Origin of the sequence: Aquiflexum gelatinilyticum, assembly GCF_024741135.1 — a bacterium.
Lineage (GTDB): Bacteria > Bacteroidota > Bacteroidia > Cytophagales > Cyclobacteriaceae > Cognataquiflexum > Cognataquiflexum gelatinilyticum.
Map to the genome: position 1 here is coordinate 117,183 of NZ_JANSUY010000013.1, position 13,539 is coordinate 130,721.

The following is a 13,539-nucleotide window of genomic DNA, read 5'->3' on the forward strand; positions in this document are numbered from 1 at the left end:
CAAAGGCGACCTTTCACGACCCTTATCTATTCCACGACAAACCACGTGTACCCATCTGCCGGAATATCCACCCTGAGGGTAACTTCCTGTTTTTGATTGAGGGCATAGGAGTTTTTATTTTTACCCTCCACACTGATACTCGCTTTATCATTCAGCCCGGTGTAGTAAAGCGGGATCACCAAATCTTTGGACATGGGTTCTTTGGTAGGATTGAACAACATCACGAGAGCCTTTTCTCTCCCCTGTGGATCTACATGCATCCACCCGTCCCAATCCCTTCCGTCTGCCCGGCGGAGTCGGATGATGTCGGCGTTGAGGATATCTCTGTATTTCTTGTACCAATCGATCACCGAGATGACCACCGCTTTGGTTTCCTCGGTGTCATACAGTCTCGGCCCCCGGTAGCAAGCCTGCACCCCTGCTCCGTAATATTGCATCATCAGTTGCCTGTAATCCTCAAGATGCTCGCTAAGCGGCTCCAATACTGCATCGGCACCTCCTCCGTGATAGGCAGTCAAGGGTACAAAACCCCAACCCATTGAAGGCGTCTTTTCCCAGGTCCCATCATGGATATTCTGCCTGTTTAGGATTTTTTGTCTTTCTCTCGGCAGGGAAAAATTCACCTCCCGATAGCCCAAAGCGATCTTGTGCGTCCCATCCAAAAAGTACCAATCCGGTGCATTGATATAGATTCCCCGGGCATTCATCCATTGGTAAAGACTCTTTTGGAGATTGATTTGTACCCACTGCGAATCATGCAGACCCTCGTGACCCGGATGGGTAGTGGAAGCACAGACATCCCCGGGATAAGGTCCGTCATTTTCAAAAATATCGAAACCGGTGTTTTCAAAGAAAAACCGGAGCTTGTCAAGGTAATCAAGACCCCACTGACTTGCCATACAGGGTGCATTTCCAAAAAAAGCACCGCCGGGTTTGCCTGTAAGTGGACTGATAACGTCATGTTCATCGCTTATTTTGCGGGAGCTAAAAAGCGAATAGCCTCCGATTTTGATTCCTTTGTCATGGGCATAATCTGCAAGGTCTTTCCATCGGGAGATATTTTCAGGAGAAATATCCTCCATATTGATATGGCTTCCAAAACTCAGAATCAAAGCTTCATATCCTGTAGCTACACATTGGTCGATGGCAGTCCTGACTTCCTCGTCGTTTTTGCTCACCAAATGCATGAAAATCGGATTCTGCAAAGTCCAAGGAGCCAAAGCCCGGTACATTTTTCTCCTTGCCAAGCCATTGCGCTCCCTGTCATAACTGTCCAAAACCAATTCATACGTACGGATAGACTGGAAATTTTCTCTTGGCTTGAGGTCGATTCCAATTCCTCTTTCGGGATAGACTTCAAGGATGCTGGGTGTCCGCAATTCATAATTGACTTGGGAAGTATAGCTTGAATCCGGCTTCCAATGTGTCGTCTGACTGCTGAGCTCGGCGTGCATGGCGTTGTTAAACGCAAAGTTGTTTTCAATATAAAGCTGATGGGGCTTCTTCATCTTTTCTGTACTGCCGACCACGGCGGATTCTTCCTCCACGATTCCGAGGATTTCATTGACCACCTGATTGATATGGATGCTTTCCTTTCCGGTATTTTCAAGGGTGAGGTATTTGCCCATTAGAGGAAGGTCATCGAAGATCTCATAATGGACTTTCAAAATGAGGTTTTCAAAATCCGGATGGATATAAGAAAAGCTAACTTTTTTGCCAGAAGCATCTTTTTTATGGCCTGTCCAAAAAACAGTTTTGGTAGGAAAATGAGGTGTGATTTCTCCGATTTCGTAAGATTGGTATTGGAAATCTTCATGAGAGGATTTCATGTCGTCCAACCATTCTTTGCGGAAAAATCCCCTTTCTTGTTGTCCGCTAAGGCCACCGATCTGATAGGTTTTGCCATTCAGGATAATCCGGGCTTCCGGCATGACGGTCCGGAGCATTTGCTCGCCTGTCATCAGGTTTGTGAAATCAAAGCAAGCCAGATTGGGTGATAGGATGAAACTTCTGCGGATCAGGCCATTGTCCATCTGGATTTCTTTCCCATCCAAAAGGGTGATTTCGGCTTTCCTTTGTTGTCCATCCACAAGCCAATCGTCAAAGTTTTTCTGCTCCACATTGGTATTGCAGGAAATGAGTCCGGCAAAAATAAAAATAGAGACAATCCGTGCTGTTTGCTTAATCAGGGAATTGGACATTAGGTTAGGGGTTTTACATTTTGATCCAAATAAATTGACAGGGATTGGAGTGGGTTATCTTTTTGACTAGGAACCGTACTTGAGGATAATCGCCAATTGTCCTGCGTGGTAGGCGGTATGAGTGGTGATTCTACCCAAGGACTCTGCCTTTGTCTTTTTTCCAAATTCCTTGGTTTCAATGACCTCTTCCCAGTCTTCCTGGCTTGCGATGGCTATCTCCAATTGTCTTCCGGCCTCTTCCACCAATGCCAACAATGGTTCCAAATCAGTCCATTCTCCTGTATCTCTTCCGGCTTTTAGTGTTTGGGCATCTACTTTTACAGCCAAATTGCCAAATACATTTTTGGCAAAAAGCAATTCCACTTCAGCTATATGCCGGATCAGGAAGCCGGCAGAATTTGGACTGCCTCCGAGTCTTTTGGATAAATCTTCCTGCTTGATATTGGCCAGTTGATTGGTAAATCTGGTGCGGCCTTCTTTCCAAAGTTGAATGAATTCTCTCATACTCCAAGGTACAAAATTTGAACAGAAATTTGGATTGAAATAACATTCATCGTAATATTGCAATGTAATTAAATGATATATGCTTTGCGATATAAGTTGATATATGCCTTCGGCGATACAATTTTCCATATCAATTCTGATTTGAAGAAAACAAGCCTAATATTTCAATCTATTTCTAAATAGTCTAATCTCTCGCCTCTAAAAGTCTAAAAAATGGGTGTAACCAAAACAGATTTATTCACAGAAGAGCAAAATGAACTGGCCAAAGTCGCTAAAGTTCTGGCTCATCCGGCGAGGATCGCAATCCTCCAATACCTTATCCAATCCAATACCTGCATCAACGGGGACTTGGTCCAAGAATTGGGTTTGGCACAGGCGACGATTTCACAGCATCTCCGCGAACTGAAAGAAACAGGAATCATCAAAGGAAGCATTGAGGGCGTTTCGGTCAATTACTGTATCGACCCGATCCGTTGGTCAGAAATCCAACATCTGTTTGAAACCCTATTTTCCGGATTTCCCAAAATACCGGGTTGCTGCTAATCCTTTGAGGTTTTTGAAACCTCGAAGGTTTAAATTCTATTTAATATTTAAAACCTTCGAGGTCAGAAAGACCTCAAAGGTTACCATTCTATCATCAAACATTCAATAACATTCTTAAATTTGGCGCCTTTGCGTCTTTGCGAGATATCCATATGAAAACTTCAGAATTTACCCAAATCCTCAGAGAAAACCCTGAGAAATCCCTTTTCTTCGAATACCAAGCTGGACAATATGTCCGCACTGACTACCACATCACCGAAATTAAAAATGTCTCTTATGACACGGTGGACTGTGGTGGGATCCGCAACGAGTGGAATGAAGTCCATATCCAACTTTGGGAAAATGAAATCCCTGAACCGGACCATGCTGTCGATACCAGCAAAGCCCTGAAGATTTTTGACGTAGTCCAAAAAGTCAGACCGACTTTTCAGGATAGGGAGATCAAATTTGAATATGGAAACAGTTCCTTCCCTACAGCCGTGCTTCCTGTACACAATATCAAAGAAGCCGGAAACAGCCTGATTGTGCAGCTGACTGCAGACCAAACAACCTGCAAAGCCAAAGACAGGGCGACGACCCCGGAAGAAAAAGCTGCTGCCTGTTGCGGTCCAGCTGCAAAACCAAAGGTCCGTGTTTCCTTGGCCGCACTGGAAGCAAGCGCTTGTGAACCTGGGTCGGGATGTTGCTAGATTGTACCATATACCACGTACTAAGTACCAAGTAGGTGCCATACTTGATACTTTGTACAAAAATATATACCATGAACCTATACCCAACCCTTCAAGCCACAATTGAAAAGGCCAAAAGCCTTGAAATACCCGAGGACCGGATTCCCATCCTTCAGGATTTTATCGCCTATATCCAAAAGAAAATCGATGCGGACCAAACGGTCAACCTGAATTTTATCTGCACCCATAATTCCCGGCGGAGTCAGTTTTCCCAGATTTGGGCGAAGACGGCAGCCGAGTATTTTGGCATAGAAATCAATTCATTTTCAGGCGGAGTGGAAGTAACGGCATTTAACGAAAGAGCGGTAGCCTCTATCAAAAGGGCAGGATTTAAAGCCACGCAAAAAGGCGTCGGAAACCCAAAATACTTTGTCTTCTATTCAGATGATGACGATCCGATTATCTGTTTCTCCAAACTGTATGATGATCCGGCAAATGTTCCCAAGGGATTCGCAGCCGTGATGACCTGCTCACATGCGGATGAAAATTGTCCATTTATACCGGGTGCTGAGGCAAGGATTCCCGTGAGGTACGAAGATCCAAAAGCATTTGATGGAACTTCCGAGGAAGCAGATCGCTATGATGAGCGAAGTCTGCAGATAGCTTCGGAGATGTTTTATGTTTTCTCTAGAATATCTAAAGCCTAAAAGGATTGATATTAATTGATATTGGATATTTGTGGATATTGCTATGATGTTCCAAACCAATATCCAATAATATTGCGCAGCTAATATCTACCAATATCAGCCTCAATACCTACTGAACTATAAATCAATCTAAAAATGTCTGAACCTAAGAAAATAGCCTTTTTTGAAAAATACCTGAGTTTGTGGGTTGGGCTCTGCATTTTGGCGGGAGTGGGGATCGGACATTTTGCCGGGGACAGCATGGCTTACCTGAGCCGAATGGAAATCTACAATGTCAACATTCCCATCGCCATCCTGATATGGATGATGATCTATCCCATGATGCTACAGATTGACTTCAGTAGCATCAAAGGGGTTGGCAAAGCTCCAAAAGGGTTGATTCTGACTGTTGTCATCAATTGGCTGATCAAACCTTTTACCATGGCATTCTTCGCTTGGATCTTTTTTGACCAGATATTCTCAGCATTTATCGAACCTGAGTTGGCCGGAGAATATATCGCCGGAGCCATATTATTGGGTGCTGCCCCTTGTACCGCCATGGTTTTCGTCTGGTCTTACCTGACAGATGGGGATCCCAATTATACCTTGGTACAAGTCTCAGTCAATGATTTGATTATTTTGGTGGCCTTTGTTCCTTTGGTAGGTTTCCTGTTGGGAATTACCGATGTGACCATTCCTTATGAAACTTTGGTTTCTTCCGTAGTCATATTTGTCGTGATTCCATTGGTAGCCGGAGTAATTACGAATAAGATCTTGGTAGGAAAATATGGCGAAGATTGGTTCAAGACGGTTTTTCTACCCAAGTTAAAACCTGTCAGCATCATCGCCTTGCTTTTGACATTGGTTTTGTTGTTTGCTTTCCAAGGGCCAAATATTCTGAATAATCCATTGATCATTGTCCTGATAGCCATACCGCTGATCATTCAGACATATTTTATCTTTTTCATCGCCTGGTTTGGCGGAAGAAAACTCAAATTACCGCACGCCATCTGTTCGCCGGCAGCCATGATCGGGGCAAGTAATTTCTTTGAGTTGGCGGTAGCAGTGGCTATTGCATTATTCGGTTTGGAAAGTCCCGCTGCACTGGTGACAGTAGTTGGCGTATTGGTAGAAGTTCCGGTGATGCTGAGTCTGGTTGCTTTGGCAAATAAGTGGAGGTATTGACCTTTTCCGAAGTTTTTGAACTTTGGAAAAGGTCTACTAATCAATAAAATATGATCGTCTTGTTTCTATAGGCCAATATTTTCCTTTCAAGGTGGTATTTGATGGCTTTTGAAAGAACCACTTTTTCTACATCCTGACCGATCTGCACCAAGTCAGCCGGGGAGTTATGGTGGCGCACGCGGGCCACTTCCTGTTCGATGATCGGACCGGCATCCAATTCCTCGGTAACATAATGTGCCGTGGCTCCGATGATCTTTACTCCACGTTCGTATGCGGCATGATAGGGCTTGGCACCTACAAAGGCCGGCAAAAATGAATGGTGGATGTTGATGATTTTGTTGGGATAATTCCGGATAAAATCTTCGCTCAGGATCTGCATGTACCGGGCCAAGACCACAAAGTCAGTTCGGTATTGATTCAAAAGTTCTAGTTGTTTTTCTTCGACATCCATTCTGTTGGCTTTGTCCACAGCAAAATAATGGAAAGGAATACCGAAAGCTTCTACTACTTTTTTGTGGTCCGCATGGTTAGAAATCACCACAGGAATATCCACATCAAATTGTCCCGAATAATGCCTGCTCAAAATATCAATCAGACAGTGGGAAAGCTTGGATACAAAAACAGCCATTCTTGGTTTTCGGAAGTTGAAAAACAGCTCAAACTCCATGTCAAATTTCTTCCCGACTTTGGCCTCAAAAATCGGTTCAATTTCTTCCCTTTTTAGCCCAAAGGTGTCCAACTCCCAAGAAACACGCATAAAAAACATCCCTATTTCCTGATCTACATGTTGGTCAATTTCAAGGATATTTCCCTGATAGGAGTATAAAAATTCGGAAACACTTGCAACGATCCCTTTCTGATCTTTACACTGGATAATCAAAATTGCTTTTTTCATTTTTTGCGAGTGTGTGTGGTTTATCAATCCAATAATGCCTCGACATCTTCCTTGCTGAGACTCTTCATAAAACTTTCTTCTGTGCTGATCAATTCTCCAGCGAGCGCCATTTTCCTTTCCTGCAGCGCCATAATTTTCTCCTCTACCGTATTTCGGCTGATGAATTTATAGATAATGACTTTGTTTTCCTGACCTATCCTATGTGCCCTGTCTATGGCTTGGGCTTCCACGGCAGGATTCCACCAAGGGTCGAGTAAAAAGACATATTCTGCTTTGGTCAGGTTCAGTCCAACGCCACCAGCCTTGAGTGAAATCAGGAAAATCTTGACTTCATCATTTTGCTGAAAAGACTGTACTTGGGCCTGACGGTCCTTGGTGGTACCATCAAGGTAAGCGTATTTGATATTTTCTTTTTCCAGGTATTCTTTGACAATAGCCAAATGTCTGACGAATTGACTAAAAACAAGCACTTTATGTCCTTCACTGACCGTAGATTCGATCATGTGGGTCACATCTTCCATTTTGCCGGAATCACCTGTATAGTCTTTATCGGTCAACCTTGGATGATTGGCCAACTGCCTCAGCTGTGTCAATCCCCTTAACAAAGCAAACTGCTGGTTTTTCATACCGGGAATTGACATTTCCTTGACAATCTTTTCTCTATAATACCCTTTCACTTCTTCATATGCCTTTTCCTGCTCAGGTGTCATAGTGGAATATTTGACGTTGATCACTTTCTCCGGCAAGTCAGTGGCTACCTGACTTTTTAACCTTCGCAGGATAAAAGGCTTGATCATCGCATGCAGTTTGGCTGCTTTGTCCTGGTCATTCTTCTTCTCTATAGGCAATAAAAACTGTTTTTTGAACATGTTTTGATTACCCAAAAGACCTCTGTTGATAAAATTCATCTGTGACCAAAGGTCCATAGTTCCATTCTCTACGGGGGTTCCTGTCAAGATCAACCTCTGTCTACAAGTCAGTTCATTTACTGCCTTGGCGATAATGCTACCAGGGTTTTTGATCGCCTGTGATTCGTCCAAAATGACATAATTAAAATAGAATCCTTTCAGCAAGTCCACGTCCATTCGGGTGATCCCATAAGAAGTAAGCACAAGGTCATATTTTGCAAAACGGCTGATGTCCTTGATTCTCTGGCTGCCTGTGTATGTGAGGATTTTCAGCTTTGGGGTAAATTTTCTGGCTTCCAATTCCCAATTGTAAATCAAGGAAGTCGGCATGACAAGCAAAGAAGTGGTTTCCGGATGTTGCTCTTTTTCATGAGCCAAAAGAGCCAAAGTCTGAACAGTTTTTCCCAATCCCATATCATCCGCGAGACATCCTCCAAATCGGAATTCGTTCAAAAACCGCATCCAATTATAACCTGCTTTCTGATAAGGTCTCAATACCCCTTTGAAAGTAAGCGGTAAATCATAATCCTCAATTTGATTGAAATTTCTAAGCTTTTCGAGCTTTTGACTCAGCTTAAGTTTTAATAGATTGCCTGTTTGCAGCTCTTGGGCAAGGGCGATATGGTGTTTTTTGAGTACGAGAGATTGCTGGGAGGAATCATGCTCATGCTCCTCCATGAAAGCAAACATCTCCGAATAATTGACAAACCATGAATTGGGAATGACCGCGATCTCTCCGTTAGGTAATTCAAATTCAGTCTTTCCCTGAAGCAAAAGTCTTCTGATCTTATTGAATGGGATCTCAAATGAACCAAATCTAATCACCGCATGCACGTCAAACCAATCAATGTTTTCTTTGACTTCTACAGAAATATTGGCATGCCCGATAAAATACCTTTTCCCTTTTTGGGTGGGCGCTTGTTGGATACGGATTCCCATCTCCTCCAAGTTGTCTTTATAAGCATTGATCCACCCAAATGCCTTGGATTTACAAATCGAATACCGGGCATGCTTGACAGGCAGACCAAGGTCTTTGAGGTAATCCCCGTAGGATTTTTCCTTGTCTAGGTCTCTAATTACTTTGTGAAAAATATAATTGTCTCCAATTTGTTCCAACTCTACATTATTGGATGCTTTTTCTTCAGATCTGAACGCATAATCCCCATATTGGAATTGCAAATCAAAAACTATTTTATCTTCCTCTTCTTCTTCCAATTTATTTCCAAAAAGATCGGTTTTTGGACTCGAAGGCAAGTCACTCAAACTCAATACCGGTCTTGGCAAAGACCTTTCGACTTTGATATCAAATCCTTTTGCATAGACATCAAAGGAAGCGACAAGTTGGGTCACGAACTTTTTGTAATACTGATCTTCAACCTTCCTCGGGATTACAATGAACTTTTTGTTGAGAAAGGGTTGAAGTTTTTTGCCGTCCACCCCTTTTTTAAAACTGTATAAATTGTAATCGACCACCAACCAGGCAGGTTCGTGACAGATCAGATAAGCATTTCGGTATTGCCATTCAAGTGGAGCATCTCTGTATTTGATGGTGGGAAAATAATGTGTATTGTCCTCATTCCTTCTAAAATGAAAAAGTACCGCTGCTTTCTCAGGCATAATATTGATTTCTCTCCAGATCGGATTACCATCATTGCCCATCTCAAAAAAACGCTTCCCTTTCAGATTTTCCAGAACTTTGGCCCTCAAACTTTCAAGTTTGTGTTCGATCAATTCCTGGACTACCTTGTTTTCCGTCTTGGGATCGTAGATCTTCCTAAGGTATTCTTTTGGTTTAAGTTTCTTGGTGTCGAATTTTTTGACAATAGCTTCCTGCTGCATGTCATCCATCCACTTTATCAACTTAAAGTCCGTCTCGTCAAGGCCAGAAGAGAACTCTGGTGCGTTAACATGAGAAATATTCTGATGCGCAAATGAAAGCCTCCCCTTTTCATCCAATTGAACCACAAATGACTCGAACAGCAGTCCAAGGAATTCATGACTGAATAAGGAATATATAATTTGAAACGGTTTTTCTGGGGATACTTTCATAGCTTTAAAATCAATCAACGGAACAAATCCGTCAACCAAGACAGTTTTTTGCAATAAAACTAGCCCGAAAAATACAGAATAATTTTCAGTATAAAAATAAATGGGATTAAGATTTGGGCATTCAAATTTGCACAGTTTGGATATCTGATTAATAGTTAAAATATTAGCTCTCAACTTTAGTATTTTCCAAAAAGTAAAAAACCCAAATGAAACAGTACCTTGAAATTTTTACCCTGAGTCATGTGTTTTTTGGTTCAATTGCTTTGTTGTCAGGAGTCTTGGCCATAATTTTTAAAAAAGGAGGAAAGGGCCACAATTCGGCTGGAAAAATCTATTATTGGTCGATGATTGGAATAGGCATAACTGCCTTTGGTATAGCCATCCCAAAAGGAAACCTTTTTCTCCTGATGGTCGGTGGATTCAGTACCTATATGACCTTGACCGGTTATCGATTTTTACAGTTTAGGAGAAACCCCAAACTGAAGTTCGGATTTTGGGATTATATTTTTATTGGAGTTGGATTTCTCACTGTATTGATTCCCTCAGGATACATTATTCAACTTGATTGGAAAAATACCGGTGGAATTTTGATTGTGTTTTTTGTTTTCAGTGCTATCCTGATCTCCATGCTGACCACTGATCTTTTCCATGCTAAGAAGCATTCTACTTATCCCAAAGGATGGTTTCTTAATAGGCATATCAGCCGGATGATGGGGGCATTCATCGCGACAGTGACAGCATTTTTAGTCCAAAACTGGCAAACAGACCAGATCGTTATTGCCTGGTTATTGCCCACTGTGATTTTTGTGCCATTGATTATCTACTTTACAAAAAAATTCAAAGTCACCTCAAAGCAATTAAAACCGCAAATGCCCACCCAAAATTCCTGATTTTGAAATACGGGAAATAAATTGAAATTTGGTCCGATGGGTAACTCTCAAATTATTTTATTATGACAAAGCCAACGCTTACCAGGCAGCTTGGGTTGATGGGACTAGTGGCTACCGGAGTCTGTTCCATGCTTGGCGCGTCGATCAATGTTGTACCTTTTATGATCCAGCGGCACGTTCCGGGAATCGGGCCTTATGTATTACCTGCATTTATATTCGCAGCAATTCCTGCACTATTGGCTGCATTTGCCTATAGTATTCTCGCTACAGCCATGCCCAGGGCCGGCGGAAGTTATGTCTATGCGAGCCGTGGACTTAATCCTTATTTGGGTTTTGTGGCGAGCTTTTCCCAATGGTTTGGACTCTCTATCGTCATCGGAGTGGTGGCTTATGTGACAGTTCCTTTCTTGAGGGATATTGCTACAGCATTGGAATGGACTTCATTGGCAGCACTATTGGAAACCGGGCTTATCAGGGTGACCTTAGCTTTGGTTTTGGTATGGCTTTTTGTTTATGTCAATATCCGAGGTGCAAGTCTTTATGAAAAGACGGTTATTCCACTGATGGTCTTGATGTTTGTGATGGGAGGAGTAGTAATCGTAGCCGGATTTTCATTCACACAAATAGATTTTGCACAATCAATATTGGAAAAAGAAGGAAGAGATATCTCACCTTCATTTGGAGCAGACTTCCACTTGCCTACTTTCCTTTCAGCAGGGGCTTTGTTGTTTGCAAGTTTTATTGGATTTGACAGCATTGCACAGGCGGGAGGAGAGGCCAAGAATCCCACCAAAAGACTCCCCTTGGCAATAGCATTGACCATCCTGATAGTAGGCGGTTACTATATGCTTTTCACCAGCGCTGTCTATCATGCTGTACCTTGGTCTTTTGTAGCTGAAGAAGCTTCCCAAAAAGACATCACAGCTCCTGGATTGATGGGTTATTTGCTTCCATCAGGTTTGACAGTAGTGATTGTCGCCGGAGCAGCGATTGCTTTGATCAATGACCTTCCCGCTATGCTGCTTTCAGTTTCGAGGCTGATGTTTGCCTGGGCAGAGGATGGTATCTTTCCCAAATATTTCACTAAAATCCACCCGCGGTTCCACACGCCGTATGCGGCAATAATACTAAGCGGGGTCATGGCAAGCATAGGGATCTTGGGAAGCCATTTTGCGGGCGATTTCTTTTTGGGCATTGATATCATGGTGACCTCCATGATGGTGAATTTTCTCTTGATGTGTGTGACTTTATTGACTATTGACAAAGTAAATCCCACATTGGCTTCGGATATCAAAATCATAAAGAACAAAAAAATCAGGATAGCATTGGGTTGGACAGGGACATTGGTTTTGACCTTTTTTCTCGCAATCCACACTTGGAAAGACATTAAAAGCAGCGCAGAAGCTTGGTATTTCCATTCTACTCCGATATGGATGATTGTAATGGGCCTTGCCTCTTTGGTCTTTTATTTTAAACTGAACCAATTGAAATCCAAAGGAATAGACACCAACTCTCTATTTGAAAAATTGCCCTGACATGAAAAAGACGAATGATTTATATACCGAATTGGCTCCTGATTTTACTATTTCAAAAGTATTGACCGGACTTTGGCAGATCGCCGACATGGAAAAGGATGGCAATATCCTTGATCCGAATGCCACTTCACTTACCATGGCGCCATATGTGGAAGCGGGGCTGACTACCTTTGACATGGCGGACCATTATGGTTCGGCAGAAATCATCGCGGGAACTTTCAAAAACACTCACCCCATCGGCAAAAAAGCTACGCTTTTGACCAAGTGGGTTCCCAAACCCGGCAAATCAAGCCTCGAAGAAACAAGAGCCGCGATCCAGATTTCCCTTGACCGACTTCAGACAAAACAGGTTGATCTGATGCAGTTCCATGCCTGGAGTTACACAGACCCGGCTTGGCTGGACCAATTGTTTTGGCTGAAAGAATTGAAGGAAGAAGGATTGATCAAGCATATCGGGCTGACCAATTTTGATTCGGTCCATTTGCGGATTGCATGCGCATCGGGGATTCCGATAGTATCCAATCAGATTTGTCATTCACTCATCGACCAAAGGGCTTCAGGTGAAATGACAAAAGTCTGTCAGGAATATGGCATAAAAATCCTTGCTTTCGGGACCTTGGCAGGTGGATTCCTATCTGAAAAATGGTTGGGAAAAACGGAACCGCTTTTGGAAAATGAAGCGACTTGGTCCCAGATGAAATACAAAAGATTCATTGATGCGGCAGGAGGTTGGGCAAAATTCCAACATCTTTTAGAGACCGTTGCAGGAATAGCTGAAAAACACCAAGTTTCCATTGCCAATGTGGCCACCAAATTCATCCTTGAGCAGCCTCAGGTAGGTGGAGTCATCATCGGTGCCAGATTGGGACAAAGCGCCCATATAGAAGAAACGATGAAACTATTTTCCTTTTCGCTATCAGAAAAAGACAAAGCCACTATTCAAGAGGCACAATCGATATTGACTCCGATTCCCGGAGACTGTGGAGACGAGTATAGGAAACCACCATTTCTTACCGCTTCAGGCGACCTCAGCCACCATCTTGATTCTTTTCCAAAACCTTTTGAAGTTAAAGAAGGAGCAAATGGAAGTTTACAGGTATTCAGCGGGACAGTTTGGGAAGGAATGGCCGGTTACAGCCGTGCTACAAGAAGGGGAAACAGGATCTCTGTCTCCGGAACCACCGCAACCCATGGTCATCGGATGATCGGGGGAAAAGACGCTGGGGCACAGGCACATTTTGTCCTTGATAAAATCGAAGCGGCAATCACTTCACTTGGTGGAAAAATGGAAGATGTGATCCGCACCAGAATTTTTGTCAACAATATCAATGATTGGGAACCTGTAGCACGGGCTCATGGACAACGGTTTGCAGACATCCAACCCGCCAATACTTTGGTGGAAGCAAAATTGGTAGGAGAGGGGTATTTGGTAGAGATAGAGGCAGAGGCGGAAGTTGGTAGTTAGAAGGTTAAAA

The 13,539-nt window shown here is 42.9% G+C and carries 11 protein-coding genes; 7 read left to right on the forward strand and 4 right to left on the reverse strand.

Annotation, left to right across the window (positions count from 1 at the left end):
• Nucleotides 1-26 precede the first annotated feature (26 nt).
• Together NU887_RS14305 and NU887_RS14310 are read right to left on the reverse strand one after the other, a co-directional pair.
• Nucleotides 27-2,201, reverse strand: a complete 2,175-nt coding sequence (locus NU887_RS14305) for an alpha-galactosidase (RefSeq protein ID WP_258424064.1) — start codon at nt 2,199-2,201, stop codon at nt 27-29.
• Nucleotides 2,202-2,267: 66 nt separating this feature from the next.
• Nucleotides 2,268-2,705: a DinB family protein gene (locus NU887_RS14310; RefSeq protein WP_258424065.1), complete on the reverse strand. Its 438-nt coding sequence runs from the start codon at nt 2,703-2,705 to the stop codon at nt 2,268-2,270.
• 213 nt (nt 2,706-2,918) lie between these two features.
• Between NU887_RS14310 and NU887_RS14315 the strand changes: the two genes are divergently transcribed.
• The 4 genes from NU887_RS14315 (at nt 2,919) to arsB (ending at nt 5,787) form a co-directional block, all read left to right on the forward strand.
• On the forward strand, nt 2,919-3,248 hold the full coding sequence (locus NU887_RS14315; RefSeq protein WP_258424066.1) for an ArsR/SmtB family transcription factor: 330 nt from the start codon (nt 2,919-2,921) through the stop codon (nt 3,246-3,248).
• Nucleotides 3,249-3,400: 152 nt separating this feature from the next.
• Entirely contained in the window at nt 3,401-3,937 is a 537-nt protein-coding gene (locus NU887_RS14320; protein ID WP_258424067.1) for a DUF6428 family protein, read from the forward strand.
• A gap of 71 nt (nt 3,938-4,008) precedes the next feature.
• Entirely contained in the window at nt 4,009-4,623 is a 615-nt protein-coding gene (locus tag NU887_RS14325; RefSeq protein ID WP_258424068.1) for a low molecular weight phosphatase family protein, read from the forward strand.
• Between the two features lie 135 nt (nt 4,624-4,758).
• Complete coding sequence (gene arsB, locus NU887_RS14330) at nt 4,759-5,787, forward strand: ACR3 family arsenite efflux transporter (RefSeq protein WP_258424069.1); 1,029 nt, start codon at nt 4,759-4,761, stop codon at nt 5,785-5,787.
• A gap of 40 nt (nt 5,788-5,827) precedes the next feature.
• Here arsB and purU read toward each other — a convergent pair whose 3' ends face one another.
• Together purU and NU887_RS14340 are read right to left on the reverse strand one after the other, a co-directional pair.
• Entirely contained in the window at nt 5,828-6,682 is an 855-nt protein-coding gene (gene purU / locus NU887_RS14335; protein ID WP_258424070.1) for a formyltetrahydrofolate deformylase, read from the reverse strand.
• A 23-nt stretch (nt 6,683-6,705) separates the two neighbouring features.
• Nucleotides 6,706-9,639 carry a DEAD/DEAH box helicase gene (locus NU887_RS14340; protein WP_258424071.1) on the reverse strand — a complete coding sequence of 978 codons (2,934 nt, stop codon included), beginning with the start codon at nt 9,637-9,639 and terminating at the stop codon, nt 6,706-6,708.
• A gap of 206 nt (nt 9,640-9,845) precedes the next feature.
• On the opposite strand from NU887_RS14340, the gene NU887_RS14345 reads away from it, so the two are divergent.
• The 3 genes from NU887_RS14345 (at nt 9,846) to NU887_RS14355 (ending at nt 13,529) form a co-directional block, all read left to right on the forward strand.
• Nucleotides 9,846-10,529 carry a hypothetical protein gene (locus NU887_RS14345; RefSeq protein ID WP_258424072.1) on the forward strand — a complete coding sequence of 228 codons (684 nt, stop codon included), beginning with the start codon at nt 9,846-9,848 and terminating at the stop codon, nt 10,527-10,529.
• 62 nt (nt 10,530-10,591) lie between these two features.
• On the forward strand, nt 10,592-12,064 hold the full coding sequence (locus NU887_RS14350; RefSeq protein WP_258424073.1) for an APC family permease: 1,473 nt from the start codon (nt 10,592-10,594) through the stop codon (nt 12,062-12,064).
• A gap of 1 nt (nt 12,065) precedes the next feature.
• Entirely contained in the window at nt 12,066-13,529 is a 1,464-nt protein-coding gene (locus NU887_RS14355) for an aldo/keto reductase (RefSeq protein ID WP_258424074.1), read from the forward strand.
• Nucleotides 13,530-13,539 lie beyond the last annotated feature (10 nt).

Coding starts and splice junctions, on each gene's coding strand:
- NU887_RS14345 (WP_258424072.1), top strand. CDS start 9,846: ATGAAACAGTACCTTGAAATTTTTACCCTGAGTCATGTGTTTTTTGGT.
- purU (WP_258424070.1), bottom strand. CDS start 6,682: ATGAAAAAAGCAATTTTGATTATCCAGTGTAAAGATCAGAAAGGGATC.
- NU887_RS14305 (WP_258424064.1), bottom strand. CDS start 2,201: ATGTCCAATTCCCTGATTAAGCAAACAGCACGGATTGTCTCTATTTTT.
- NU887_RS14350 (WP_258424073.1), top strand. CDS start 10,592: ATGACAAAGCCAACGCTTACCAGGCAGCTTGGGTTGATGGGACTAGTG.
- NU887_RS14340 (WP_258424071.1), bottom strand. CDS start 9,639: ATGAAAGTATCCCCAGAAAAACCGTTTCAAATTATATATTCCTTATTC.
- arsB (WP_258424069.1), top strand. CDS start 4,759: ATGTCTGAACCTAAGAAAATAGCCTTTTTTGAAAAATACCTGAGTTTG.
- NU887_RS14315 (WP_258424066.1), top strand. CDS start 2,919: ATGGGTGTAACCAAAACAGATTTATTCACAGAAGAGCAAAATGAACTG.
- NU887_RS14310 (WP_258424065.1), bottom strand. CDS start 2,705: ATGAGAGAATTCATTCAACTTTGGAAAGAAGGCCGCACCAGATTTACC.
- NU887_RS14320 (WP_258424067.1), top strand. CDS start 3,401: ATGAAAACTTCAGAATTTACCCAAATCCTCAGAGAAAACCCTGAGAAA.
- NU887_RS14355 (WP_258424074.1), top strand. CDS start 12,066: ATGAAAAAGACGAATGATTTATATACCGAATTGGCTCCTGATTTTACT.
- NU887_RS14325 (WP_258424068.1), top strand. CDS start 4,009: ATGAACCTATACCCAACCCTTCAAGCCACAATTGAAAAGGCCAAAAGC.